21 protein-coding genes are annotated in these 25,226 nt (G+C 66.3%); 10 read left to right on the forward strand and 11 right to left on the reverse strand.

All coding sequences use genetic code 11. The annotated features are described in order from the left end of the window. Positions 1–33 precede the first annotated feature (33 nt). From AC1DES_RS07975 to AC1DES_RS07990, 4 genes are all read left to right on the forward strand, one after another. Complete coding sequence (locus AC1DES_RS07975; protein WP_476895160.1) at positions 34–957, forward strand: LysR family transcriptional regulator; 924 nt, start codon at positions 34–36, stop codon at positions 955–957. A 162-nt stretch (positions 958–1,119) separates the two neighbouring features. Further along, positions 1,120–1,548 (forward strand): aspartate 1-decarboxylase, encoded by a 429-nt coding sequence (panD, locus tag AC1DES_RS07980; RefSeq protein WP_476895161.1) that lies wholly within the window; start codon positions 1,120–1,122, stop codon positions 1,546–1,548. Positions 1,549–1,723: 175 nt separating this feature from the next. Continuing rightward, the gene (locus AC1DES_RS07985) at positions 1,724–2,650 is read left to right on the forward strand and encodes an AEC family transporter (RefSeq protein WP_476895162.1); all 927 of its coding nucleotides are present in this window, start codon (positions 1,724–1,726) and stop codon (positions 2,648–2,650) included. A 60-nt stretch (positions 2,651–2,710) separates the two neighbouring features. Beyond that, the gene (locus AC1DES_RS07990) at positions 2,711–3,841 is read left to right on the forward strand and encodes an FAD-dependent oxidoreductase (protein WP_476895163.1); all 1,131 of its coding nucleotides are present in this window, start codon (positions 2,711–2,713) and stop codon (positions 3,839–3,841) included. A gap of 415 nt (positions 3,842–4,256) precedes the next feature. Here AC1DES_RS07990 and AC1DES_RS07995 read toward each other — a convergent pair whose 3' ends face one another. Beyond that, positions 4,257–4,898, reverse strand: a complete 642-nt coding sequence (locus AC1DES_RS07995) for a VC0807 family protein (RefSeq protein WP_476895164.1) — start codon at positions 4,896–4,898, stop codon at positions 4,257–4,259. 241 nt (positions 4,899–5,139) lie between these two features. Between AC1DES_RS07995 and AC1DES_RS08000 the strand changes: the two genes are divergently transcribed. Then, positions 5,140–6,285, forward strand: coding sequence for a GmrSD restriction endonuclease domain-containing protein (locus AC1DES_RS08000; RefSeq protein WP_476895165.1), 1,146 nt, complete (start codon positions 5,140–5,142; stop codon positions 6,283–6,285). 29 nt (positions 6,286–6,314) lie between these two features. On the opposite strand, the gene AC1DES_RS08005 is transcribed toward AC1DES_RS08000, so the two are convergent. The 10 genes from AC1DES_RS08005 to AC1DES_RS08050 form a co-directional block, all read right to left on the reverse strand. Then, positions 6,315–8,942, reverse strand: a complete 2,628-nt coding sequence (locus tag AC1DES_RS08005; protein ID WP_476895166.1) for a trehalase-like domain-containing protein — start codon at positions 8,940–8,942, stop codon at positions 6,315–6,317. Then, positions 8,911–9,354, reverse strand: a complete 444-nt coding sequence (locus tag AC1DES_RS08010; protein ID WP_476895167.1) for a glycosyl hydrolase 2 galactose-binding domain-containing protein — start codon at positions 9,352–9,354, stop codon at positions 8,911–8,913. Before AC1DES_RS08010 ends, AC1DES_RS08005 begins: the two co-directional genes overlap by 32 nt. Continuing rightward, on the reverse strand, positions 9,302–10,375 hold the full coding sequence (locus tag AC1DES_RS08015) for a glycoside hydrolase family 130 protein (RefSeq protein WP_476895168.1): 1,074 nt from the start codon (positions 10,373–10,375) through the stop codon (positions 9,302–9,304). Before AC1DES_RS08015 ends, AC1DES_RS08010 begins: the two co-directional genes overlap by 53 nt. 77 nt (positions 10,376–10,452) lie before the next feature. After that, positions 10,453–12,516, reverse strand: coding sequence for a hypothetical protein (locus AC1DES_RS08020; RefSeq protein WP_476895169.1), 2,064 nt, complete (start codon positions 12,514–12,516; stop codon positions 10,453–10,455). A gap of 52 nt (positions 12,517–12,568) precedes the next feature. Beyond that, positions 12,569–13,651: a glycoside hydrolase family 130 protein gene (locus AC1DES_RS08025; RefSeq protein ID WP_476895170.1), complete on the reverse strand. Its 1,083-nt coding sequence runs from the start codon at positions 13,649–13,651 to the stop codon at positions 12,569–12,571. Positions 13,652–13,654: 3 nt separating this feature from the next. After that, positions 13,655–14,611 carry a carbohydrate ABC transporter permease gene (locus AC1DES_RS08030; RefSeq protein ID WP_476895171.1) on the reverse strand — a complete coding sequence of 319 codons (957 nt, stop codon included), beginning with the start codon at positions 14,609–14,611 and terminating at the stop codon, positions 13,655–13,657. Between the two features lies 1 nt (position 14,612). Continuing rightward, positions 14,613–15,578 carry a carbohydrate ABC transporter permease gene (locus AC1DES_RS08035; protein ID WP_476895172.1) on the reverse strand — a complete coding sequence of 322 codons (966 nt, stop codon included), beginning with the start codon at positions 15,576–15,578 and terminating at the stop codon, positions 14,613–14,615. 13 nt (positions 15,579–15,591) lie between these two features. After that, positions 15,592–16,893 carry an extracellular solute-binding protein gene (locus AC1DES_RS08040; protein ID WP_476895173.1) on the reverse strand — a complete coding sequence of 434 codons (1,302 nt, stop codon included), beginning with the start codon at positions 16,891–16,893 and terminating at the stop codon, positions 15,592–15,594. A 72-nt stretch (positions 16,894–16,965) separates the two neighbouring features. Continuing rightward, the gene (locus tag AC1DES_RS08045; RefSeq protein ID WP_476895174.1) at positions 16,966–18,003 is read right to left on the reverse strand and encodes a LacI family DNA-binding transcriptional regulator; all 1,038 of its coding nucleotides are present in this window, start codon (positions 18,001–18,003) and stop codon (positions 16,966–16,968) included. Between the two features lie 131 nt (positions 18,004–18,134). Further along, positions 18,135–19,457 (reverse strand): right-handed parallel beta-helix repeat-containing protein, encoded by a 1,323-nt coding sequence (locus AC1DES_RS08050; RefSeq protein WP_476895175.1) that lies wholly within the window; start codon positions 19,455–19,457, stop codon positions 18,135–18,137. A gap of 257 nt (positions 19,458–19,714) precedes the next feature. Between AC1DES_RS08050 and AC1DES_RS08055 the strand changes: the two genes are divergently transcribed. From AC1DES_RS08055 to AC1DES_RS08075, 5 genes are all read left to right on the forward strand, one after another. Continuing rightward, positions 19,715–21,034: an ABC transporter substrate-binding protein gene (locus AC1DES_RS08055; RefSeq protein WP_476895176.1), complete on the forward strand. Its 1,320-nt coding sequence runs from the start codon at positions 19,715–19,717 to the stop codon at positions 21,032–21,034. 58 nt (positions 21,035–21,092) lie between these two features. Further along, the gene (locus tag AC1DES_RS08060; RefSeq protein WP_476895177.1) at positions 21,093–22,043 is read left to right on the forward strand and encodes a carbohydrate ABC transporter permease; all 951 of its coding nucleotides are present in this window, start codon (positions 21,093–21,095) and stop codon (positions 22,041–22,043) included. Beyond that, positions 22,040–23,002 (forward strand): carbohydrate ABC transporter permease, encoded by a 963-nt coding sequence (locus tag AC1DES_RS08065; protein ID WP_476895178.1) that lies wholly within the window; start codon positions 22,040–22,042, stop codon positions 23,000–23,002. Before AC1DES_RS08060 ends, AC1DES_RS08065 begins: the two co-directional genes overlap by 4 nt. A 2-nt stretch (positions 23,003–23,004) precedes the next feature. Beyond that, entirely contained in the window at positions 23,005–25,104 is a 2,100-nt protein-coding gene (locus AC1DES_RS08070; protein ID WP_476895179.1) for a beta-galactosidase, read from the forward strand. A 4-nt stretch (positions 25,105–25,108) separates the two neighbouring features. Beyond that, positions 25,109–25,226: DeoR family transcriptional regulator (locus AC1DES_RS08075; RefSeq protein WP_476894196.1), on the forward strand; the 118-nt coding region annotated here is incomplete at its 3' end.

Below are 25,226 nucleotides of genomic sequence, written 5' to 3' on the forward strand. Positions count from 1 at the left end.
TCAATAACCATTAGAATTCACAAAGGAATAACGATGCTCGACGTCCGGCGTTTGCGCCTTCTGCGCGAACTGAAAATCCGGGGCACACTGGCGGAGGTCGCAGAAGCACTCCAGTACAGCCCCTCGTCGGTCTCGCAGCAGCTCGCCCTGCTGGAGAAGGAGGCGGGGGTCGAGTTGCTCCGGAAGACCGGACGCCGCGTGCAGCTCACGCCCCAGGCCGAAGTCCTCGTGATCCATACGGCCCAGCTGCTGGAGACCCTGGAACAGGCGGAAGCGGATCTGGCGGCGTCCTTGACCACAGTGACGGGCACGGTCCGGATCGCCGTCTTCCAATCCGCAGCGCTGGCCCTCATGCCGGACGCCCTGACCCGGATGTCCTTGAGCTACCCGGAGGTCAGGGTGGAAATGACGCAGCGGGAACCGGAGACCGCCCTCCATGAGACGTGGGCGCGGGACTTCGATCTGGTGATCGCCGAGCAATACCCGGGCCATGCCGCTCCCCGCTATGCCGAGCTGGACCGCATCGCACTGACCACCGACGCCATCCGGCTCGCCGTTCCGCCGGCGTCTCCGGAGCGGGCCGCCATCACCACGCTGGCGGACACGGCCGCCCTGCCCTGGGTGATGGAGCCCCGCGGCGCGGCATCGAGGCACTGGGCCGAACAGGCCTGCCGGAGCGCCGGCTTCGAGCCCGACGTCCGCTTTGAAACGGCGGACCTGCAGGCGCAGATCCGGCTGATCGAGTCGGGCAATGCCGTCGCCCTGATGCCGGACCTGGTCTGGACTGGCCGGGGAACCACAGCACAGCTGCTCGACCTGCCGGGGGATCCGCACCGGACAGTCTTCACCTCAGTGCGGCGCTCCAGCACGAAGCGGCCTGCCATCCTCGCGGCCCGGGAGATCCTGGCTGCGACGGCAGCCTCTATCGCCCCGGCGGCGAGGACCCTGCCCGCCTGAGCAGCGGCGTCACGCGGCGGCCCGACGTCGGGCGGAAGTCAGGCAGGCGGTTACCGCCTGAGCAGCGGCGGCGAACACGCCGGCGTCGGCCCTGCGGACGCCAGTCCCCGTGTGCTGTGGGCCACAGCGCGAGTCCCGGCCCCGCGTTAGACTGGTGGGGTTATGAATCGCACAATATTCAAATCCAAGATCCACCGCGCCACGGTCACGCACGCGGACCTGCACTACGTCGGTTCCGTCACCGTGGACCTGGATCTGCTCGAGGCCGCCGACATCCTCCCCGGCGAGCTCGTGGCGATTGTCGACGTCACCAATGGCGCCCGGCTGGAAACGTACACGATTGCCGGTGAGCGCGGTTCCGGCGTCATCGGCATCAACGGGGCGGCGGCGCACCTGATGCACGAGAACGACATCGTCATCCTGATCACGTATGCCCAGATGACCACGGACGAGGCGAAGGCCTACAACCCCAAGGTCGTCCACGTGGACCAGGACAACAAGATCGTGCAGGTCGGCAACGACCCCGCGGACGGGATCACTCCGGGGCTCATGCGCCCTCCGCACGCACTGAACAACGCCTCCCTGAACTAACAGCCAGCCTCCGCCACCACCGGGGGCGGCACGACCGCCGTCCGACGCCGGGCCGCCGTCGGACGTAACAACGCCGTTTGGTCAATAAAGCTGATTAGTCTGGGACGGTGATCCTTCCCGCAGCCCCGACCGCCGCCGTCCGGAGTCCCTTCCGCCGGCCTGGGCGGAGGCCCGCGTGCTAGGGGTTCTCGAGGGCTTCTTCGTCGTGTGGTGCATCATCCTCGTGGGCATGTTTGTCGGCCGGCGGAAGATCCTGGGTGAGAACGCCCGCTCCGTGCTCAGCGCCCTGACGTTCTTCGTCGCCAGCCCGGCCCTGTTGTTCGAGACGCTCAGCAAGGCGAAACTCCACGACGTCTTCGCGGCGCCGCTCCTCGTGACGGCGGTCGGCGCCATCGCGACGGCGGCGCTGTTTTTTGGAGTCGTCCGTGTCATGCTCAAACGGAGCGTGCCGGAGTCCCTCATGTCCTCCATGAGCGCTTCGCTGGCCAACTCGGCCAACCTGGGCATCCCCATCGCCGTCTTTGTCCTGGGCGACGCCAGCTATGTGGCGCCGCTGCTGATCTTCCAGCTGGCCTTTTTCACACCCCTGTTCCTGATGGCCCTCGACACCACGACGAGCGCGCACCGCACCACTTTGCCCGGGTTCGGGCTCATGATCCTGCGGAATCCGATGATCGTGGGCTCGGCCTTGGGCCTGGCAGTGGCCGGGAGCGGCTGGCAGGTGCCGGAGCTGGTCATGCAGCCCATCCACCTGATCGGCGGCGCCGCGATTCCGGCCATGCTGATCGCGTTCGGCATGAGCCTCAATGGCTCCCGCCCGCTGCAGGCCGCCGCCGGACGCCGGCTCGACACGCTGCTGGCCAGCGGCTTCAAGCTCGTCGTCCACCCGCTGCTGGCCTATCTTTTTGCCCGTTTTGGCCTCGGAATGGACGGGCACGGGCTGTTCGCCGTGGTGGTGACCTCGTCCCTTCCCACCGCCCAGAACGTCTTTGTCGCGGCCAGCCGCTACCGGACCGGCCTCACCGTTGCCAAGGACACCGTCCTGACCACGACGGTGGTGGCTGTGCCGGTCATGATCGGTGTGGCCCTGCTCCTGGCCTGACGCCCCGCCCGCGCACTGAAGTGCACACTGGAAATCTGCCGCCACACCCTGGAGGACCCATTGAGAACAGCCCTGGATACGGTCGTCATCGGTGGCGGGGCCATGGGCTCCGCCACCGCATGGGCCCTGGCCCGGCGCGGCCGTCAAGTGACCCTGCTGGAACAGTTCGGACCGGGCCACCGCAACGGCGCCTCCCACGGCACCACCCGCAATTTCAACCCCGGCTACGCGGATCCTGACTACGTCGCCATGCTCGCCGAGGCCGCGCGGCTCTGGAACAGGCTTGAAACGGACAGCGGCGAGACGCTGTTGTCCCGCACCGGGGTTGTCAATCACGGCACCGACCCGCGGCTGGACGCGATCCGGAATGCACTCCTCGGGGCCGGGCTGCGGGCCGAATTCCTGGCCGCCGAGGAAGCCGCCGAGCGCTGGCGGGGCATCCGTTTCGACCAGCAGGTGCTGCACATGCCCCACGGCGGCCAACTGAACCCCGACGCCGCGCTGCCGGCCCTGCAGCGCCTTGCCGCCCGCCACGGTGCCGACGTCCGCCACCATGTCAAGGTTGTGGACCTGAAGATCCTCGACGACGGGGTCGCTCTCACCGTCGATGAGGGCGGACGGACTGAAATGCTGGCCGCGCGGCAGGCCGTGGTCACGGCCGGCGGCTGGACCTCGAAGCTGCTCGCCGGCGTCGCCGGGCTGCCCCGGCTCACGGTGACGCAGGAGCAGCCGGCGCACTTCGCGATCACGGACGAGGGGGCGGTCTGGCCCGGGTTCAACCACCTCCCGGGGTCCGGCGATGCTTTCGCCTACTGGTACTCGCCCATCTACGGCGTGCACACCCCCGGCGAGGGGATCAAGGCCGGCTGGCACGGGGTGGGGCCGGTGACGGACCCGGACCGGAGATCGTTCGCCCCGGAGCCCAGGCAACGCGCGGCGTTGCAGCGCTACGCGCGGGACTGGCTGCCGGGCGTGGACGCCGATTCCCTTACGGACATCAGTTGCACCTATACGAGCACAGCGGACGAGGACTTTATCCTGGACAGGATTGGCCCGATCGTCATCGGGGCAGGTTTTTCCGGCCACGGGTTCAAGTTCACGCCCGTCGTAGGCAGGATCCTGGCCGACCTCGCCACCGGCGCGGGCAGGGCGCCGGTGGCGTTCTCGGCTGGCCGGCCGGGGCTCCGCTGATTCCCGCGGGGACACCGACGTTCTGTGCGGCCCCCGGAGCAACGCGGGGTCGCCTCGCGCCTCTCCCGGGCCGCCCACCCAACGGGCACGGCAAAAGCTCAACCCTTCGGCCTTTACCCGCATCCACGTGGACGACTGGACCCAGCGGACCGGCTGCACACTAGCACCGGGTCACCACGGGCGCGCAACTCACCTCAGGAACCGGCGATCCTGCGCAGCCTCCAGTGCGTCGGTACAGCACGACCGGGCCCCTTCGCCATGGGCCGAGACAACCGGCCCCCGTCTCACCACGAGACGAGGTCGGCTTTTCCTCCGGCTCCGCACGACAAAGAACACCGCGAAAAACCACCCAGGACACAAAAAATGGCCCGGTCCTACTCAGGCAATGGGCTTCCGATGAGCTGACACAGAGGCGTCAGGAAGGCCACGCTGCTTGCCGTCGTTTCCGGTCCCGGACAGTCCAGGCGATGAGGGCGGCGAAAACGATCACTGCGAGGGCGGCCGAAACCCCCACCATAACGTCAATTGGCATCAGATAGACCAGGAAGGCCCGCGCGCTGGCTTCAGCAATCAGCCCCGCACCCCAAACGGCGGAAATCTTCAGGTGCCAGCGGTGCATGGCCGGGTTGCTGTGGAATTCCCGGGCCATTTCCCCGGCGCGCTCCGGACTCCAGGCCTTGGCCGCGTCCAAAGTCAGGGGATGTCCCAGAGCGGCCAAAACCAGGAACGAAACTCCAATGCCGCCGGTGATGGCCGAGTCCTTGAGCAGCAGAAACCGCGGGTCACCGGTGAGGAAAGACAGTCCCAGACCCAGTCCGAAGACGATGACCATCAGCATCGCAAACGGGTTCAGGGAATGTCCCTTGAACGCGGTCCACACCAGCCGGCAGGCGGCGGCTCCCGTCGCCGCCAACAGCGCGGCCCAGTCCGTGGCACCGGCCACGTGCAGGACGTAATAGGCAGCCAGCGGCAGCCCTACGTCCCAAGCCAGACCGCGGACCAGCGCACGCGTCACCAAACCCGGACGTGACTGTCCCGAAGCCTGCTCAGCGTTCATCGGGGTGCTCCATCCCCCTTTTTCCGGATGCGGGTTCAAGATCCTGATCTCCCAATTATGGATAGATCCGACCCCCAAACCAATGGCGACGACCCTCTTCGGAATCTCCTTTGCATGATTTGACGCCTATGGGAGCACCATGGGCGCGACATGACCCCGCGTTGCTGTGTGCGGCGGTAGGCTGGGACCGGTCTTAAACCGCTCCTGGATGCCAGGGGCAACAGCATGAATTGGGGAAGAATTGCACAGCGTCCAAGCAGACAACGACCGGACAGATAACCGCCCATCACGGCGCGCCGGCGCCAGGAAGATCGGGGCGGTCGACTGGATCGCACGCGGCCTCGCCGGACTAGTGCTTGTTTCCGCCACGGCCTGCGCCGGCCCCGGCACGGTTCCGGCCGCGGCCCCGACGGCGAGTACCCCGGCGACCGCGTCCGCGGCGGCCAGCGTGTCCCCGTCCGCCACCCCGGCCCCGTCCGACGCAGAACCGCTGGATCCCGACACAACCGTCGCGGTCACCGTCGCCGGCGCCAGTGCCCCGCACCAACAACCCGCCTTCGCCAGCAAGGCCCTGGCCGTGCTGGCGACCCTGCCCGTGAAGGGCCGGGCGCCGAAGACCGGCTACTCGCGCGAGCAGTTCGGCCAGGCCTGGGCCGACGTCGACCACAACGGTTGCGACACCCGAAACGACATGTTGCGGCGGGACCTCAAAGCCCTCGCCCTGAAGCCCGGGACACATGACTGCGTGGTCCTCTCCGGTGTCTTGAACGACCCCTACACGGCGACCGTCATCAACTTCGTCCGCGGCAACAGCACCAGCACCGCGGTACAGATCGACCACGTCGTCGCCCTCAGCGATGCCTGGCAGAAGGGGGCCCAGCAGCTCAGTCCGGCCCAGCGCCTGGCCCTGGCCAACGATCCCCTGAACCTCCTGGCCGTGGACGGCCCCACCAACACCAAAAAGAGCGACGGCGACGCCGCGACCTGGCTGCCGCCGAACAAGTCCTACCGCTGCGATTACGTCGCCCGCCAGATCTCAGTTAAGGCCAGCTACGGGCTCTGGGTCACCCAGGCCGAGCACGATGCCATGGCCCGGGTCCTGGGCGATTGTCCGGACGCTCTTGCCCCGACGGACCAGGCTTCCCCGCCGGCCGTAGCAGCTCCCGAGCCGGCTCCGGCCCAGCAGGCGGCACCGGCAGCGGCAGCGGCACCGGCGCCCGCACCGGCCCCCGCGCAGGTCCAGATGGCCCCCGCACCGGCTGCCGCGTCCGCGTACTACCCGAACTGCACCGCGGCCCGCGCCGCCGGCGCCGCGCCCCTCTACGCGGGCCAGGCCGGCTACCGCCCCGAGCTTGACCGCGACAAAGACGGCGTTGCCTGCGAATAGGCGCCGCCCCGGCGTTTCCCGGAAGCGCCTCAGTTCTTCTGGTGCTGGTCCAGCACCCGCGCGCAGCGGATGAAGCCCAGGTGGGAGTAGGCCTGGGGGTGGTTGCCCAGATGGGTTTCGGTGCCGGGATCGTATTCCTCCGGCAGCAGCCCCGTGGGACCGAACAGGTTCACCAGCTGGTCGAACAGGTCCCATGCTTCCTCGATCCGGCCCACCGCCACGTACGCCTCGATCAGCCAGGTGGTGCAGATGTGGAAGCCGCCCTCGAGTCCCGGCAGACCGTCGTCGTACCGGTACCGGAAGACCGTGGGGCCCACCCGCAGCTCCCGCTCCACTGCCGTGACGGTGTCCAGGAAACGGGGGTCGCTGACGTCCAGCAGTCCGGACAGGCCGACGTGCAGCACCGCGGCGTCCAGGTCCGGGCTGTCATACGCCACGGTGTAGGAGTTGGCGGTCTCATCCCAGCCTTCGCGCAGGACTTCCTCCCGGATGGTGGCGGCCGTCGGCGCCCACGCCGGAAGGGGCTCCCGGCCGTGGCGTTCCGCCGTGCGCAGTGCCCGGTCCAGCGCCACCCAGCACATCACCTTCGTGTAGACATGGTGCCGCGGTGCCCGCCGGGCTTCCCAAATCCCGTGGTCCGCCTCATGCCACCGGGCCAGGACCGCCGAGGCCATCTGGACCATCAGCCCCCAGTGCGCATCGGACAGGACGCCCCTGCGCGCGCTCAGTCCGTCGATCAGTTCGGCTACCGGGCCGAACACGTCGAGCTGGACCTGGTGGTCGGCCGCGTTGCCGATCCGGACCGGGCGTGAACCCGCATAGCCAGGCAGGCTCTCGATGATGGCCTCCGTGGACAGCGGCGCCCCGGTCACCGAGTACAACGGGTGGAGCCATTCCGGCCCCGGCGCGTGGGCCAGGATCCGCCCGAGCCAGGCCAGGAAGCCTTCAGCTTCCACCGTTGAGCCCAGATCCACGAGCGCGTTGACCGTCATGGACCCGTCGCGGAGCCAGCAGTACCGGTAGTCCCAGTTCCGGGTACCGCCGATCCCCTCCGGCAGCGACGTGGTTGGTGCGGCCAGCACGGCGCCGGTGGGTTCGTGGACCAGGGCACGCAGCACCAGTGCCGAGCGGCGCACCAGGGACGGCTTCACGCCGGGCAACTGCAGGTCCTGGACCCAGCGCCGGGAATGATGCGCGACGGCGGAGCGCCGCCCGGTTTCGTCGTCGGGTTCGGCGGGCTGGGGTTCCGTATCGCCGCAGCGCAGGTTGAGGACAACGGGACCATGTCGGAGGTCGATTTCGGCTGTTGCGGTGGCATGGCGCCCGTCCGAGGTGATGGAGAAACTCACCCCGGGCGCCAGCAGGATGATGGGGTCCGCCGTCCCGACGACATGCAGTTCCGTGCCTCGGGCCTCCATGCTGAACGGCGCATTGGCGTAGTCGGGCCGGGGCGCAAAGACAATCCTGGCCGTGCCGGTGCCGGAGAGCACCCGGACCAGGCTGGTGATGCCTGGCGGCGCAGGGTCGAGATAGTCGGTCACGGTGACGTCCGCCCAGCGGGTTTCGACGATCATGGTGCTGTCCACGTAGCGCTGGCCGAGGACCTGCGAGGACTTCACCGGCTCCACGGAAAAGTGTCCGGCTGCGTCGCCGCCGAGAAGGTGGGCGAAGAGCGAGCCCGAGTCCGGCAGCGGGTGGCTCATCCAGCAGATCTTGGCGTCGGGGGTGATGAGTGCGGTGGAGGAGCCGTTCCCGATCATCGAGTGCCGTTCCAGGCCCACGGCGTCCTCGCCGAACAGCCACGCCCTGCGCAGTTCAAAGAGGATGGCCAGGACACGGGCGAAGGACTCAGGGTCCCGGAGCCGGTGGGCGGCGAGGGTCGGGCCCTCCCCCACCCTCAACGCCATGTCCGGACCCCGGAGGGTGGCCATGGCGAGCTCGTCGCTGGCGGCATCGCCCGCGTAGAGGGCGGCACTCACGCCGAGCACGGAGCGGAGGTGTTCCACGGCAGCAGCCTTGGACGGTTCGACGACGGAAAGGTCCAGGACTGAGCCGTCGACGATGAAATGCAGCCCGAGTCCACGGGCGATTTCCTCCGCCTGCTCTTTTGCCCGGGCCACAATGTCCGCCGCCGCGTGCCTGGCGTGCACCGCCACGGCAACAGGTTTGCGTTCGATGCTGATGCCCCGGTAGGCCCCCACCGTTTCGGCGAGCGCCTGGCTGGCCTGCTGGAGGACGGACTCGGTGGCCAGCGAGAGTCCGTGCGCATAGCCCATGTCGAATTCCGCGCCATGCGAGCCCACGAGGTGGACCTCCGCGGGCAGTCGTGAAACGGCGGCCAGATCGCGCAGGGACCGGCCGGAGATGACGGCGGCGTGGGTATTGGGCAGCGCGGCGAGGGCGCGGAGGGCGATCGCGGCGCTTGCCAGCGGCAGCGTCTCGGTGGAGATGCCCTCCGCGGTGCAGAGGGTGCCGCCATAGTTGCAGGCCACCAGGAGCCCCGGCGTGCGGGCCAGGATCTTGAGTTCGGCCAGCAGGTGTGGCGTCAGTCCGTCGTCCGCGGCGTTGGTCTGCACAAAGGCGCGAAGCAGGCCAAGCGGAAGGGATTTTGTCAGGAGGGCAGAGTCAGCCAGTGACTGGTTGAAGGGGGTGGGCATATGCGGAGTCCTTCGGATAGTCCCCAATGCCTACATGAGAATCGTCCGTTAAGGACATGACTCCAGTATCCTCCCGGGCCGGTTTCGCATGCGTGTCCCGGCTGTTGCAGGTCTGTAACATCCGCAACCGCCGGGATCGTTCGCCCCGGGACGGGGAGCCTTGAATCCGTACGGGAATCCCGTCGGTGACATCCAGAACGTAGCTGCGGTGCAGGTTGTAGGTGCGGGCAACGTCCTGATCGTTGACCCGGATGACGGCGATGGTGTCCAGACCTTCGAAGACGGGTCCGGTCCGCCGGACGCCAATCGATGTCTGGCCAGTGTGGAGCGCTCCAGCGGAAGGCGGTGTATTGCCGCTGCTAGCTGCGGGCGGCACGGTAGAAGTACATCTCCCTGGATCCGGAGGGGGCATCCCAGCCTTGAGCGAACATCCAGCTTCCGCCGTATTTGAGCAGACCTCCCCACGCGAGCGACCCTCCGTGATTGACCGCTTTCTGGGTGAAGGGCTGGTCCACGTCGTACAGGGCCTGGGCCGCGGCAAACTGGCCGTTGGCGTCGCCGTAGAAGAAGTCCAGGACCAGACTGGCGCCCCCTTGGCCGTGGCCGTCCTCGACGATGGCGCAGGCAACTTCGTGCAGTGAGCCGCCCAGCGGTCCAAGGTCCAGATAGTCCTGCGGCTCAAACGTCCAGGTCACCAGGTCCGGGGACCGTCCCACGTGGGTCGTGCCACCGCACCCCTCAGACAAGTACATGAGGTAGTCCCCGCCGATCTTGACGGCTTCGCCATGGGCGTTTCGGGGGATGACCGCCCCCTTGGCCCAGTACTGCGAAACCTCATGAGGGACAGCGAGTCCGAGCTTTTCCCAATGGATCAGGTCATCGGAGACGGCAACATTGATGTCGCACCCAACCTCGCCCAGGGGATAGACGGCGGGATCCTGGCCGGCTGGCTCATCGCTGCGCTCGATCGTCCAGATCCCGTTGTAGAACATGTAGTAGCGGCCCTCTGCCATGTACACCTTGGGATCTTCGCAGCCGAGGATCTCATTGTCCTGGGTGGGGTAGATCACCGGGTTGGAGGGGTTGTCCTGCCACCCGGTTGCGGGATCGTAGACGGCGACACCGATGCGGCTGGAGATCGATTCCTTGCGCGGGGATGCCCGGTAGAAGAGGTAGAGCTTGCCCTCGCGCTCCATGATGGAAGGATTGAAGATTGAATCCGCGGTCCAGCCGATTCCGGTCGGGTCAGCCCAGTCGCCGACTTGGCGGAAGGTCAGGGAGTCGTCCTTGTGGAAGGGGCCCACAGCCCATTCCGGGTGCTCAGGGTACTCGGAGGAGAACTGGTCGGTGGATATGGTGTCGGTCAGCGGATTGCTGAACTTGAGCGCTCCTTTGTAACTATCGAGCAGTGCTTCAGTGGTGATTTTCTGCATGCGGGCTGTTCCTGTCTTTGGATTGTGGGGCTGGCGGCAGGGCTCAGTGGTCCCTCCGGCTGCGGTGTTGGCGGGGACTAGTTGCGGACGAAGGTGACCCAGGTGAATCCGCCCGGAGCCACGGTGACGCGGCCGGAATGGTCTGCCCCGTTCTGGTCGGAACGGGGGGTGAGGCTCTGGCCGTTGGCATCAAAGGCCTGCTGGCTCAGATGGAAGCCTTGGGGGAGGTTTACTTTCCGGTCCAGGCTTCCGCGGGCTGCGCTGATGTACAGCGTTGATTGGCCTGCGGAGCCGGAGACGGAAACCGAGGAGATCTTCGGCTGCAGCAACACGCCGTCGATCGACGCGTCGCTTCCGGCCTTGGCAGCCACGCTGTTCTCGCCCGCCGGCAGGGCCCGGTCAAGGGAGAACGGGAAAAGTATGCCCGGAGCTGCCGTGATGCCTTGCGCGCCCGCCCCGCCGTTGGCCGTAGTGCCCAGGAAAGTGCTCCCGGAGGTCCACGACGTCGTTCCCGCAGCGTCGGGCCGCTGGTCAACGATCGGGTACACATTGCGTTCCTGGTCCGAAGCCGGGACCGGGATCTTCACGGTGCCACCGGCGTTGAGGGCGACGTATGCGCCGCCGGACCAGTTCGCTTCACCGGTCCACGCGGAGGCGGGTTTGATAACTGCCCCGCCGGTGATGGTGCCGGATTCGGCTTCGGCTACCTTGAGCCCGTCGGTCCCCACGGTGCTGCTGATCCCGAGGGCTTTGGCCTTGAGCTCGGGGTTGGCGTCCAGGGCGAGCATCGAGAGGAGGGTGTGGATGGTGGATTCGGCCCCGGAGTTGGGGTTGACGCGGCCATCGGCTTCGATGCCGTCGATGGCGGTGCCTGTTGCCGGGTCGTAGGCCGGCTTTCCGCTGCGGTTGGCGCCGAAGTACCAGCCGGCCGCCACTGCTGCAACGTCGATCAGTCCGGGAGCGTTCGCGGCCCTTGCCGTTGCCACGAGGCCCTCGACCCGGGAGTCGACGCCGTAGGCTATCTGCGCCTCGCCGGGGACGGGGCTCCAGGCGTTGTCCGGCCCGCCCGCGGCGAGGAGTTGGGGAGTGAACTGGGCGGAGTCCTTAACCGCGGTAGCCAGCAGATCGGGTCGGTGCAGCAACGGTGACGCGCTGGCGACGGCGGCCGCGGTCATGCCGCCCCACGCGTGCCACAGGGTCCGGGACTGGTTCCAGGGAAGAATCGCCCCAAAGGGCCATTGCTGGACCGATCCGGATGACATCGCGGCGATACCTTCAGTGAGCTTGCTCAGTGCGCCGGTGGCGGCGCTATCGCCGGGTGCGGCCTTTGCGTAGGCGGAGAGTCCAAGCACGGCTTCAGCGGACGCGTCCGCCCCCCCGGTGATCAGCCAAGCCGGGACTTTGGCGCCGTCAGCAATGTCGTATTTTCCGTATTTTGCAAGGGATTGCTTGTCCAGTGACGCGACGGCGAGGTCCAGTCTGGTCTGCAGGAAGGACGCAAACCGGGGGTCTGCCGACTTGAACGCGGCATACCCTTCCCCCAGTGCCCACACGGTCCGTGCCAGCCAGTAGGACTCGGCTGAATCGGAAGGGTCGGGAAGTTCCACCGGTTTGGCACTCGGCGTCAACGTGCCATCAGACTGCTGCCAGAGGACCACGTTGCCGGCGTTGGGACCGGTTGTTGTCTGCAAATATGTCAGCTCGCGCAGCACGTCGAAGGCGCGGTCGCGGCTTGAGGCGTCACCGGTCTGCTGCCAGTGGCGCAGGTAGACCACCGCGGTCCGGGCAATGTCATCTGCGTTGAAGGCACCCTGGCTCCAGCGCCCCGTGGCAGCGTCCAGCGACCCCCCGCCGACGCGGGTGTAGCTGCCGTCCGCGTTCTTGTTGGAATAGGTCCATGGCGCCTGGGCGGACGGTTTTGTGTCCAGCTGGTACGTCGTGTGGCCATCCACAGCGTGGAGCGGAACGGTGTCGAGGAGGAAATTCAGGTGGGCGAGATTGGTCAACGGTGCCTGTGACGCGGCGGCCGGCGCCGGCTGGGTTGCGGAAGCCACCCCTGCCCCGGTCAGGAGCATCGACAGAGTTGCAACGACTGCGACCGGGGCGGATTTCAGTCGTGCATGAACAGTACTACGGGTCATGTCTAGCTCCTGTGACGATGGGACGGGCAGGGGTGCCTAAAGCGTCGTGGTGTTAGATGCGGTCCAGTTTGGCGACGCCGATCTTCGAATCAGCCATGCCATAGAACACGAACAACTGCTCGCCGATTTTCTCGATTGCGGTGGGAAAAACGACATTGGGCACGATGCCTGAAGTTTCTTCCTGGGTTTCCGGTGCGAGGAGTGGCCTGTCGCTGCGGGCGATGACCTTGGAGGGGTCGTCGGCGTCGAGGATCATGGCAGCGGCGGTGTAATTAACGTTCTGCTGGTGGTCGAAGGCGGACTTCTCCAGGGTCCCCGAGACGCCGTGGTGGATCAGCAGCCAGCCCTCGTCGACGCGGATCGGTGCGGGACCGCCGCCGATCTTGAGTTCCTCGAACGGGAACTCGCTCAGGGCGACGAGGCGGTGCTTGGCCATGTGCACGAGGTTGCGGATGTCCTTTTCGACGTCGGCGGCGGCGACGTAGGAGATCCAGATGCCGGGGCGGTTGTCGGTGACGCCGGCCGGCAGGTGCTCGCCTTCGCCCTCGCGGATCCAGCCAAGGTCCCACATGGGGCGGTGCAGCATCGCGTAGGAGGGGACGCCGTCGGGGTCGTTGACGGGCTCCGGGAAGAACACGGCGTCCTTGTTCGCGAACAGGTTCAGGTCCATGGAAAGATCGGCCTGGTATTCAAAATGGCACGGGCCCAGCCGTTCCCAGTTGCGCAGGTCCTCGGAGTAGGCGAAGGCCAGCCGCGGGCCCAGCGGGCCGTACGCGACGTAGGTCATCAGGTGCTTGCCGAGGCTGGGCACCCAGGTGGTGCGGGGGTCTTCGGTGCCGGCGTTGTTCAGTCCGCGCTCCCAGCCCTCATCGGGGGCCAGGACGATGCCCTGGCGCTCGACGCCGGTGGGCACGCCGTCCTCGATGATGACCTTGGCCAGTCCCACCCGGGAGACGTTGCCCTTGGCGACGAGGCGGGGCAGCAGGTACAGCTCGCCGTCGGGTCCGCGGCCGCTGGCAGGGTTGAGGACGCCTTCGGCTTCGAACTCGTTGCCTGCCTCCGGGGTCATGATGACGCCGGCGCGGGTGAGGGTGAAGGGGACGGTGGGCAGTGCGGAGGTTTGGGGGGAGGTCATAGATTAACCCTTTACGCTTGAACCGATATTGGTGGAAATGAACTGGCGCTGGAAGAAAATGAAGAGTGCGACGGCGGGCGCCGCGAGGACGCACGCTCCCGCCAAGATGGCGCCGAACGGGTTGGACGCCGTGGCGGCGATGTTGGAGATGTAGTTCGCCAGGGAAACGGCGAGCGGCTGGATGGAATGGTCCTTGGTGACCAGGAACGGCCACAGGAACTCGTTCCACGGTCCGATGAAGGTCAGCAGGACGGCCGTGACAATGGCGGGCCGGACCAGCGGAATGGCGATCTGCCACAGGATCCGCAGCTCCGACGCGCCGTCGATCCTGGCCGCCTCAAACAGGGTCGAAGGCAGCTGCATGAAGTACTGGCGGAAGACGAACACGGCCGTCGAGTTGATCGCGAACGGCAGGATCATGCCCAGGTACGTGTCCGCGAGCCCATAGTCCCGCACGATCATGACATACAGCGGGATGAGGAGCAGCTGGAACGGAACCATCTGCACCAGCAGCATCATGCCGAACACCAGGCCCTTGCCGCGGAACTGCATCTGCGCCAGGGCGTAGCCCACCAGCAGCCCGAACACCACGGTGAAGAAGATGACGCCGCCGGTGAAGATCCCGGAGTTGAGCAGGCCCTTCAACAGGTCGATGGAGTTGTTAATGTTGGTGTAGTTCTCGCCCGTAATGTTCGCCGGGTTGGGGAACGCGCCGCCCGCGGACGTGTCCGTGGAGGTCTGCAGCGAGCCGATGAACATGTAGTAGAACGGGAAGAGGAAGACGAACGCGCCCACGGCCAGCAGCACGAAGCTGCCCACGCCCAGGTTCTTGCGCTTCTCCACCCCGGAGGCTTCCCCGGAAGGGGCGCGGCGGTGGGACGACCGCGCGCCGGGATGCCCGGCGTCGTCGTTCCGTTCGTTTTCGTTGTTGGCGGCGGTTGCCGCATCGATGATCGACATGTCAGTCCTCCTTCCCGCCCACGAGGCGTTTTTGGATCAGGGCAATCAGCAGCACGCCGATCACCAACACCACGCCCAGCGCGGCGGCCACGTCCGGGTTTCCCTGCAGGATGCCCTTCTGGTACATCAGGAAGACCGGGGAGCTCGAGGCGCCGTCCGGACCGCCGCCGCCGGTGAGCAGGTACGGTTCGGTGAACAGGTTGGCGCCGGTGATGGTGGCCAGCAACGTCACCAGCACACTCGCCGGGCGCACTCCGGGAACGGTGATGTTCCAGAACTGGACCCACTTGTTCGCACCGTCCACCGAGGCAGACTCGTATAGCTCGTCCGGGATGTTCTGCAGCGCGGCCAGGTACAGCAGGATGAAGAACCCCAACTGCTTCCAGGTCACGTACAGCGCCACCGTGGGCATCGCGAGCCAGGAGTTGGTCAACCAGGAGGGATTCGGTGCCAGCGGCCCCAGCAGGGCATTGACGAGGCCGTTCTGCTGGAACAGGAACAGCCAGACCCCGACGACGGCGACGCTCGCCGTGACGTACGGGACGTAGTAACTGACCCGGAAGAAGGTCTTCAGCCTGCTCACGCGGTTCAGGGCGTTGGCCAGGATGAGCGAAAGCCCGACCGTCAGCGGCACATTGATCACGAGGAAAACGCCGATGTTGGCGAAGGAGCGCTGCACTTCCGGATCCGACAAGACGGTGACGTAGTTCTCGACCCCCACGAAGGGCCGGTCAACCTGGACGCCGGGAGCGGTGAAGTAGAACTGATGGAACGAGATGTAGACGGCGTAGCCGAGCGGGTAGGCCAGCACCGCCAGGACATAGATGACGTAGGGTGCGCTGAACAGCAGTCCCAGCGGCTGGCGGCCCAGGAAGTTCTTGCGCTTCCTGGGCGCCGGCTGCCGGTCCACCCCGGACCCGGCGGTGTCCCGTGTGGCGGGGCCGCCGCCAGCTGAGCGAAGTGACATGGGAAGTCGCCTGCTACTTCTGTGCTGCCAGTTGGTTGATCTTCTCAGATGCACCCTTGAACGCGTCATCGATGCCCTGGTTGCCGAAGATCACTGACTTGCCCCATGCGTCGCGGAAGGTCTGCCAGATCTGCACCGAGTTGGACACGTTGGGAACTTCCACGGTGCGGCCGGCCTCTTCGGCGAACTGCTTGTAGGCGGGGTTCTGGGTGAAGTAGTCCGGGTAGGCCGTCGTCAGATCCTTGCGCATCGGCATCTGGCCGCTGGCGGAGAGAAGCTTTCCGTCCTGCTCCTTGCTCGTCGCGAACTTCATGACCTCCCATGCGGTGCCCTGGTTCTTACAGGCGGAATACATGGCGACGTTCTTCGCGTCCGAGAAGGTGGAGCCGGCGGCCTGGGCCTGGGCACCCGGGACCGGAACCGTACCCCAGTTGACCTTGTCCTTGTACGTGGCGACGGCCCACGGTCCGGCCAGCGACATTGCGGCCTTGCCGTCGGCAAAGGAGTCACCCTTATAGGCTTCTTTGGAGGCCAGGTTTTCCTTGTACAGGGTCTGGAACATGGTGGCGACCTGCTTGCCCTGCTCGCTGTCGAAGGTGGCCTTGCCATCCTTGAGCAGCGTGGTGCCGCCGGTGTTGGCGGCATAGAACGGGTAGAAGTCGAACCAGGACTGGTAGAAGTCACTCGCGGGAGAGGGCCACACGGCGTTGGCCACGGCGCCGGACTTCACGAGGGTGCGGGCCGTGTCCAGGAACTCGGCCTGCGTGGACAACTTCGGCTTCTCCGGGTCGAGGCCCGCCTTGGCGAAGAGGTCCTTGTTGTAGAACAGGACCACGGGGTTTGACTTCCACGGCAGCTGGTACATCTTGCCGTCCGAGGACTTGTACTGGTCCGCGAGGTCGCCGGTGCGGTCCTTGATGTACTGGGCGCCGTCCGGGAACGAATCCAGCGCGACCAGTCCGCCCTGCTTCTGGAACTGCGGCACGGCCACCGGTGCGGTGTTGAAGACCAGGCACGGGGCGTTGCCGGCGGTGATGGCAGCCCCGATGACCTCCTCGGAGCTCTTGCCGGCCGGGATCTCCTGGGCGTCGACCTGCTGGTCCGGGTGGGCGGCGTTCCACGAGGCCACCATATCCTTGCCCCACTTCACCTCGAACTCGTTGTTGGAGTACCAGATCTTGATGGGGCCCTTGGCAGTGGTGGCGGAGGATGCCGCGCCGCCGCCGGCCCCGCCGCCGCAGCCTGCGAGGCCGGCTCCCATGATGGTGAGGGCGGCCACGGACAATACGCGCGTGGCAGTGGTAAAGCGCTTCATTGCGACTCCTTGGGAGGGGATTTGTCGGGGTTCATGTTTGACGGGGTTCGGGAGAAATCGGTGTGGCGGGACCTACGGGACCCGGCCGGCGTACCGGTCAGGCGCCGGACCGGTGGAGGCCCTGACCACGAGCCGGGGGGCCGGCAGCGTGGTGTCCTCGACACCCTGGGCGCCGGCAAGCTGGCTCAACAGGACCTGGGCGGACACCCGCCCCCACAGCATCGGATCCGTGGCGAGGGTGGTCAGCGGCGGATTCAGGTACTGGGTGAACTCGGCGTTGTCATAGCCGGTAATGGACAGGTCGCCCGGAACGCTGAGGCCGAGGGACTGGGCGTAGGACTGGCCCGCCGTCGCCATCAGGTCATTGGCGTAAACAATGGCCGTGGGGCGGTCGGTCCGCCGAAGCAGCTCGGCGGTGGCTGCGACGCCTCCGGCTGCGGTGAAGTCGGCAGCCGCGAAAAGGTCGGCCCGGAGGCCGGCGGCGGTCAGCGCGTCCTCCCAGGCCCCCCGCCGGCTCCGGCCATGGATGTATTCCTGGCCGCCGCCCACATGGGCTATGCGGGTATGTCCGAGGGCCAGCAGATGGTCGACGGCGGCTGCAATGCCTGCCGATTCATCCACGGACACCGCGGGGAACGGCGAGGCGGCGTCCGGCCGGTTCAACGTCACGGCGGGAAGCTTGAGCTCGAGCAGCAGTGCGATACGGGAATCAGCGTGGCGGACGTCAGTGAGGATGACGCCGTCGACCCTGCCGTTGTCGGCGAGCTTTCGGTAGCAGCGCTCCTCGGCTCCGGGGGCGGTGGCGACGCTCAGGACCAGGGTGTACTCGTGCTCGGCGAGGGCGGTTTCGATCCCGGCGATGAAGGCAGGGAAGAACGGGTCCGTTCCGAGCAGGGAAGGATCCCTGGCGACCACTAGGCCCAGCGCGTAGGCCTTGGCCGAGGACAAGCCCTTGGCCCGGAGGTTCGGGGTCCAGCCGAGGTCCTTGGCCACCCTGAGGATACGGTCCCGGGTGTCCTGGCTGACGCCGGGCTGGCCGTTGAGGGCGTAGGAGACAGCACCCTTGCTGACGCCCGCCGCCTGGGCGACGTCGCTGATGGTGACTGCCATGGGCCGGTCCCTCCGGGTCAGGTCCAGCGCCAAAGTTTCTCGCTGAACCGGTTAAGTGATGTGCACTACTAAACCGGTTCAGTTGATACTTGTCAAGGGCGCCGGGAGTGGCGCGGAACTTCCGGCCGGAGTCAGCAGTTCGCCGGCTTGTACTCGTAGGCCCCCGAATCGGCCGCGCCGGCCCCCTGGCAGCCGCCACCCGGCGCCACCGTCCGGCCCTCCAGATCCGCGGGGAATCGGGCCGCCCCGGCCCGATCAACCGCGGGGCTGGCGCCCGTCAAACGGAGGTCGGCGGGCGCATTTACAAATCCCGCCGGCGCGGTGGTCGACGTGCCGTCAGGGGCAACATTGCTCGGGCCGTTGATCACGTTCTGCTGTTCCGTCCAGCCCGAGCCGTCCATCCACAGGGCGTTCCGCACCGCCACCAGGATGTTCGCCCTGATCACCGTGGAGGCCGGGCACGATGCGTGGCAGACGACCGCCTGGGAGTCGGCCCCGTCCAGCCAGACCGTGTTGTGCTCAAAGGTGGTCCCGTTGGTCGGGCCAAAGGGCGACGACGGTCCCCGCGCGATCAGGCCCATGGCCTGGGAGCAGTCGGCCCCGCAGGTGGCCTTGATCAGGTTGTAGCTGTAGGTGTTGGCGTCGGCGGTCCTCCCGGAGCGCCCTATTTCCGAGAAAACGTTGTTGTCCAGGCTCACGTTGTGGTGGATTTTGTTGCGGCTGCCGTTGAATATTTCAAACGCACTGCCGTCGCGGCCGAAATCAAAGGACGCCGCCGAGGAGCCGGTGACGGTGTTGCCGGAGAACTCGTTGTCGCTGCCGTTAACGAGCACGCCGAAGGCGCCCGAATCATCACTGCACTGGACGGCTTGCGCCGTTCCGCAGCCCGTCCCCTGCGTGTTGACGTTCATGACATTGTTGCCGGCCAAGGTGTTGTGCGTGTACCTGCCGAAATCAGAACCGCCGCCCACCTTGATGCCCACTGCATTGCTGGCCGCGGCGGAGTTTGTGACGCTGACGTTGTCGCCGTAGACACTGAAGCCGGCGTAGCCGCACGCCGCAGCGCGCAAACCGTCCACCGCGATGAAGCTTCCGTTGAGCCGCACACAATTTCCCGCCTGGCCGCCGGTGATCAGGGGCAGGTCCCCGGCGCCGTAGCTGTTGAGGGTGATCACGGAACCGGGCGTGCCGTTTTGATCGACAACCACTCCGCCGGTCCACGTATCGCCCCTGCGGAAACTCACACTGTCTCCGGGCTGCAGGACTGTGCTGTTGATTTTCGCGAGTGACTGCCAGGGCGAGCCGGGCGACGTGCCCACGTTGCCGTCGTTTCCTTCTGCACTCAGGTAGTAGGTCGTGCCGGGCGCCGATGCCGTCAACGAGGCCCCGCCGAGGAGTCCGCCCAGCGCCAGCAGGACCATCAGCACGGCTGCAGTTGTGGCCTTGATCTTCATGGTTGCACCTGGACTGGAACGTGAATCCGGGACTTCGGGTGCTGCCGCAGCAACGCGGGCCGAGTCGACACCCTGAAAGGCTTAACGGTAGGGGTGCGGCGCGGGCGTAGTCAACGGTGCGCCCGTCCTTAGCGCAGGACGAAAGCGACAGCGACAAATGTTCTTTTTTGCCTCTTGACGTTCTTTATTGTGCGATTATGATAGATAATTATGTGAGCTGCTTCACATCGCCAGTGTTTGCTTTCAAAGGAGAAATCATGACCCTGCACGAAGACGCCCTGCTCCGAGCATCGAGCCTAGGCGGGTGGGACCGGCGGACGCTGCTCAAAACGTTCGGGGCGGGCGCGGTCGCCCTGGCCGGCATTCCCCTGCTTACAGCCTGCACTGGCGGCAGCACCCCGTCGGGCAGCGCCGGTGCCAAAACGGCGACGTTCGGATCGGGTTCCTCGGATGAGGTCCCCAAAGCGGCTTACAAGGCCGTCACCGATGCCTTCGAAAAGAAGTCCGGCGTCAAGGTCACCACCAATGTGGTGGCCCACAATGACTTCCAGAACAAGATCAACACCTACCTCCAGGGCAGCCCGGACGATGCCTTCACCTGGTTCGCCGGCTACCGCATGCAGTACTACGCCGGCAAGGGCCTCCTCGCGCCGATCGACGACGTCTGGGAAAAGGTCGGAGCGAACTACTCCGACGCCCTGAAGAAGGCCTCGACCGGTGCCGACGGAAAGATGTACCTGATTCCGAACTACAACTACCCGTGGGGTTTCTTCTTCCGGAAGAGCCTCTGGGCAGAGAAGGGCTACGCCGTACCGAAGACGTTCGATGAGCTCAAGACCCTCTGCGCCAAGATGAAGGCAGACGGCCTGATCCCGATCGAATTTGCGGACAAGGACGGCTGGCCGGCGATGGGCACGTTCGACTACCTGAACATGCGCCTCAACGGCTACCAGTTCCACATGGACCTTACAGCCCACAAGGAGAGCTGGGACCAGAAGAAAGTCAGCGACGTTTTCGATACCTGGAAGGCGCTGCTGCCGTTCCAGAACCCGAACGCCCTCGGGATGACGTGGCAGGACTCCGCAAAATCCCTCGCCGATAAGAAGTCTGGCATGTACCTGCTCGGTTCCTTCCTGACCCAGCAGTACACGGACAAGGCCATTGCCGACGACATCGATTTCTTCCCGTTCCCCGAGGTCGCGATGGAGGGCCAGGACTCGATCGAGGCCCCCATCGACGGTCTCCTGCTCTCCAAGAAGGGCGGCCAGAACCAGGCCGCCAAGGATTTCCTGGCGTACCTCGGCACTCCGGAAGGCCAGGACGTCTACGCTGCCGTGGACTCATCGAACATCGCCACAGCCAAGGGCGCGGACACTTCCAAATTCACCCCGCTGACCAAGAAGCTGGCCGATTCAATCAGCGGCGCGAAGAACATCAGCCAGTTCTTCGACCGTGATGCCCTCCCCGCGATGGCGAACAACGTGATGATCCCGGCACTGCAGTCCTTCATCAAGGACGGCAACGTCGACGTGAAGAACCTGGAAGCCCAGGCCAAGTCCCTGTACGCCGCCCAGTAGCGCCGCGCCGCCCGAAACGCATGTCACAAGCGCAGGTCCGAGAAAGCAAGGAAATCCCATGAGTGTCTCTACCAGTCCGTCCGCGCGGGGGCGCGATGCCGTCGCTGCCCCCGCGCGGCGGGTCCGGCGGCTCTCCAGCCGCGACAAGGTGGTGCTCGGCGTCATGGTGGGCATCCCCACCCTGATCCAGCTCGTCCTCGTCTGGATCCCCACCCTCATGTCCGTCGGGCTGTCCTTCACGCGCTGGAACGGGCTCGAACTGACCGATATCAAACCCGCCGGCGCCGGGAACTACCAGTTCGTCTCCCAGGACTACCCGCCCTTCTGGCCCGCCGTCCAGCACAACGTGCTGTGGCTCGTGTTCCTGGCACTCGTCGCGACGCCCCTGGGGTTGCTGCTGGCCGTGCTGCTGGACCAGAACATCCGCGGCAGCAGGATCTACCAGAGCATCTTCTTCACCCCGGTCATGCTCTCCCTGGCCCTTATCGGTGTCATCTGGCAGCTGTTCTACAACCGGGACAGCGGACTGCTGAATTTCCTGCTCGGAACAGCGGGTACCCCCCACGCGGTTGACTGGTTCGGCGATTCCAGCATCAACATCTGGGCAGCCCTCTTTGCCGCGGCCTGGCGGCACGCCGGATATGTCATGATCCTGTACCTGGCCGGCCTCAAGGGCGTCGACCCGACCCTCCGCGAAGCCGCCCAGATCGACGGCGCCAACGCCGTGCAGACCTTCTTCCGGGTGGTCTTCCCGGCCATGCGCCCGGTCAACGTCGTCATCATCGTCATCACCGTCATTGAATCGCTCCGGGCCTTCGACATCGTCTACGTCATCAACCGCGGCACCAACGGCCTGGAACTCATCAGCGCCCTGGTGATCCAGAACCTGGTCGGCGAAGGACAGGTGATCGGAATCGGTTCGGCCCTGGCCGTGATCCTGCTGGTCATCTCCCTGATCCCCATCACGTTCTACCTGTCCCGCGCCTTCGGAAAGGACAAAGAGGCATGAGCATCGCACATCCCACCGATGCCTCCGCAGCAGGCACCCCGGCAAGGACCCGGCCGGGCCGGGCCGGCCAGGGCCGGGCGCGGGCGGCCCAGGCCGCGAACAACAGGCAGGGCAAAAGGCACTACGGTACCCACATCTTCCTGATCGTGATGGCAGCCGTCTGGCTGGTCCCGCTCGTCTGGGCGGTTTTCACGGCGCTCCGGCCCAAGGCCGACACGGACAAATACGGCTACTTCAGCGTCGACGGCACCTTCAACTTCGACAACTTCGCCCAGGCGTGGACGCAGGGCGGCTTTGCCCAGTTGTTCTGGAACTCCGTGCTGATCACCGTCCCGTCCGTGATCCTGATCCTGCTTTTCGCGTCCATGATGGCGTTCGCTGTCAGCCGGGTGAACTGGAAGTTCAACATCACGCTGCTGATCATGTTCACCGCCGGGAACCTGCTGCCGCCGCAGGTGCTCGCGGCACCGCTCTTCGAAATGTTCAAGCACTTCGAACTCCCGTATGCCTTCAGCGATTCCGGGAACCTCCTCAACACCTACATCGCCGTGATCGCAGTGGACACCGCATTCCAGATCGGCTTCGTGACCTTTGTGCTTTCCAATTACATGAAGGCACTCTCTCCCGAACTGACGGAAGCCGCGCTCGTCGATGGCGCCGGCATCTGGCGCCAGTACTGGGACATCATCCTGCCGCTCTGCCGCCCGGCGCTGGCCGCCATGGGCACACTCGAGGTCATCTTCATCTACAACGACTTCTTCTGGCCCCTGCTCTTCATCCAAAGCGGCGACCGCCTCCCGGTAACGACCGCCATCAACAACCTCCAGGGCCAGTTCCTCTCGAACTACAACCTGATCGCAGCCGGCGCCATGATCACCGCTGTTCCCGCCCTCATCATCTACCTGCTCCTGCAGCGACACTTCGTGGCCGGCCTGACGCTCGGCTCCAGCAAAGGATAAACGTGGACTTCAACAACACCGCCGCCATGGACTACATCACCGCCCGCCTCGGCTCCGAGGGATCCCCGATGCTGGCGTTCGGCGGAGACTACAACCCGGAGCAGTGGCCCGAGGAGACGTGGGACGAGGACGTCCGGCTGATGCGGGAGGCCGGCGTCAACCTCGTCAGCGTCGGCATCTTCAGCTGGTCGCTGCTGGAACCCTCCGAAGGGGTGTACGAGTTCGGCTGGCTGGACCGGGTCCTGGACCTGCTCCATGCCAACGGCATCCGCGTGGACCTGGCCAACGCAACCGCGTCCCCGCCGCCGTGGTTCAGCCACAAGTACCCCCAGTCCCTCCCGGTCACGGCCGACGGCGTGCGGCACAGTTACGGTTCCCGGCAGGCGTTTGCTGCCTCCAGCCCCGACTACCGCCGGGCTGCGGCGGCACTGACCGAGCAGATCGCCGGCAGGTACAAGGACCATCCCGCCGTCGTGATGTGGCATGTGCACAACGAGTACGGCTGCCACAACCAGCCGGACTACTCGGACAGCGCCGCGGCCGGCTTCCGGACCTGGCTCGAACACCGTTATGGGACGCTCGAGGGACTCAACGCGGCGTGGGGCACCGCGTTCTGGTCGCAGCGCTACTCGGCGTGGGAGGAAATCCTGCCGCCACGGACCTCGGGCACCTGGGTAAACCCGACCCAGCAGCTGGATTTCGCCCGCTACTCCTCGGACGAACTGCTGGAGTGCTACAAGGCCGAGGCCGCGATCATCCGCTCGCACTCACCGCTCCCGGTCACCACGAACTTCATGGGCTTCAACATGGGCCTGCACCAGCCGGTGGACTACTGGCGGTGGTCCGAGGAGATGGATGTCGTCTCCAACGACCACTACCTCATTGCCGAGGATCTGCGGAACTTCCAGGAGCTGGCCGCGACGGCCGACCTGACCCGCGGCTGGGCCAAGGGGAAGCCCTGGCTGCTCATGGAACATTCGACGTCAGCCGTCAATTGGCAGCCCCGGAATATCGCAAAAGCGCCCGGCGAAATGCTGCGCAACTCCATGCAGCATGTGGCCCGCGGCGCCGACGGCGCGCTCTTCTTCCAGTGGCGGGCCTCCCGCGCCGGGGCGGAGAAGTTCCACTCCGGGCTGTTGCCGCACGCCGGGACGGATACCAAGGTGTGGCGGGAAGTGGTCCAGCTGGGACAGGCGCTGCGCAGCCTGGCCGAAATCAGGGGCTCGCGGGTCACCGGCGGGTCCGGGCGCGTCGACGTCGCCATTCTCCATGACACCGACGCCCGCTGGGCGTCGGAACTGGATTCGCACCCGAGCGTGGACGCCTCCAACGTCGCGGAAACCCGGCGCTGGCACGACGCCTTCTACCGCGCCGGCATCCCCACCGACTTCCGCCAAAGCACTGACGATCTCTCCGGTTACCGGATTGTCGTGGCCCCCCTGCAGTACCTCGTGACCGACGCCGGAGCGGCAAACCTGGATGGTTATGTGCGCTCCGGCGGCCACCTCGTCGTCACGTATTTCTCCGGGATCGTGGACGAGAACGACCACATCAGGCTCGGCAGCTACCCCGGCGCGTTCAGCGGTTTGCTCGGCGTGCGGATGGAGGAGTTCTTTCCGCTGCGCGAGGGGGAATCGGTCCGGCTCAGCACCTTCGGCACGGGTACGCGCTGGAGCGAACTGGGGTCGGCAACGACCGCCGAGGTTCTCGCCGCCGTCGACGCAGGCCCGGTCGCCGGCTCACCGGCGGTGACCCGCAACCGGGCAGGAAGCGGCCGCGCCTACTATGTCGCCACGACGCTGGCGCCGGAGGGCCTGAGTGAGCTGCTGGCCGTCATTTGCGCCGACGCGGCGGTGCTCCCCCTCATTACGGACCTTCCGGCCGACGTCGAGGTCGCCCGGCGCAGCAAGGACGGCACGGACTGGACCTTCTGCATCAACCACGGAACGGACGAGGTCAAGCTGCCCCTGGCGGGCTTTGAGGTCATCAGCGGGGAAGACCTCGACGGCGGCCTCAGCCTCGCCGCCGGCGCGGTCGCCGTCGTCCGGTCCCGCACCTCCGTCCCGGCGGGCACCTCACGCCAGTCCGGCCACGAAGGATGAAAAGATGTTAGCCGCAGCCCGCCACTCCGCCATCCTCGCGGAGGTCCAGCGCGAACGCATCGTCCGGGTCGCGGACCTCGCCCGGATGCTCGGAGTGTCCCTCATGACCGTCCGGCGCGACA

Source organism: Arthrobacter sp. 05T442, from assembly GCF_056395945.1.

Bases quoted from the DNA above. Each gene is read 5' to 3' on its own strand.
- AC1DES_RS08060 (WP_476895177.1), top strand. From the start codon at position 21,093: ATGAGTGTCTCTACCAGTCCGTCCGCGCGGGGGCGCGATGCCGTCGCT.
- AC1DES_RS07995 (WP_476895164.1), bottom strand. From the start codon at position 4,898: ATGAACGCTGAGCAGGCTTCGGGACAGTCACGTCCGGGTTTGGTGACG.
- AC1DES_RS08055 (WP_476895176.1), top strand. From the start codon at position 19,715: ATGACCCTGCACGAAGACGCCCTGCTCCGAGCATCGAGCCTAGGCGGG.
- AC1DES_RS08065 (WP_476895178.1), top strand. From the start codon at position 22,040: ATGAGCATCGCACATCCCACCGATGCCTCCGCAGCAGGCACCCCGGCA.
- AC1DES_RS08050 (WP_476895175.1), bottom strand. From the start codon at position 19,457: ATGAAGATCAAGGCCACAACTGCAGCCGTGCTGATGGTCCTGCTGGCG.
- AC1DES_RS08025 (WP_476895170.1), bottom strand. From the start codon at position 13,651: ATGACCTCCCCCCAAACCTCCGCACTGCCCACCGTCCCCTTCACCCTC.
- AC1DES_RS07975 (WP_476895160.1), top strand. From the start codon at position 34: ATGCTCGACGTCCGGCGTTTGCGCCTTCTGCGCGAACTGAAAATCCGG.
- AC1DES_RS08030 (WP_476895171.1), bottom strand. From the start codon at position 14,611: ATGTCGATCATCGATGCGGCAACCGCCGCCAACAACGAAAACGAACGG.
- AC1DES_RS08005 (WP_476895166.1), bottom strand. From the start codon at position 8,942: ATGCCCACCCCCTTCAACCAGTCACTGGCTGACTCTGCCCTCCTGACA.
- AC1DES_RS08015 (WP_476895168.1), bottom strand. From the start codon at position 10,375: ATGCAGAAAATCACCACTGAAGCACTGCTCGATAGTTACAAAGGAGCG.
- AC1DES_RS08020 (WP_476895169.1), bottom strand. From the start codon at position 12,516: ATGACCCGTAGTACTGTTCATGCACGACTGAAATCCGCCCCGGTCGCA.
- AC1DES_RS08010 (WP_476895167.1), bottom strand. From the start codon at position 9,354: ATGCCCCCTCCGGATCCAGGGAGATGTACTTCTACCGTGCCGCCCGCA.
- AC1DES_RS08045 (WP_476895174.1), bottom strand. From the start codon at position 18,003: ATGGCAGTCACCATCAGCGACGTCGCCCAGGCGGCGGGCGTCAGCAAG.
- panD (WP_476895161.1), top strand. From the start codon at position 1,120: ATGAATCGCACAATATTCAAATCCAAGATCCACCGCGCCACGGTCACG.
- AC1DES_RS08040 (WP_476895173.1), bottom strand. From the start codon at position 16,893: ATGAAGCGCTTTACCACTGCCACGCGCGTATTGTCCGTGGCCGCCCTC.
- AC1DES_RS08035 (WP_476895172.1), bottom strand. From the start codon at position 15,578: ATGTCACTTCGCTCAGCTGGCGGCGGCCCCGCCACACGGGACACCGCC.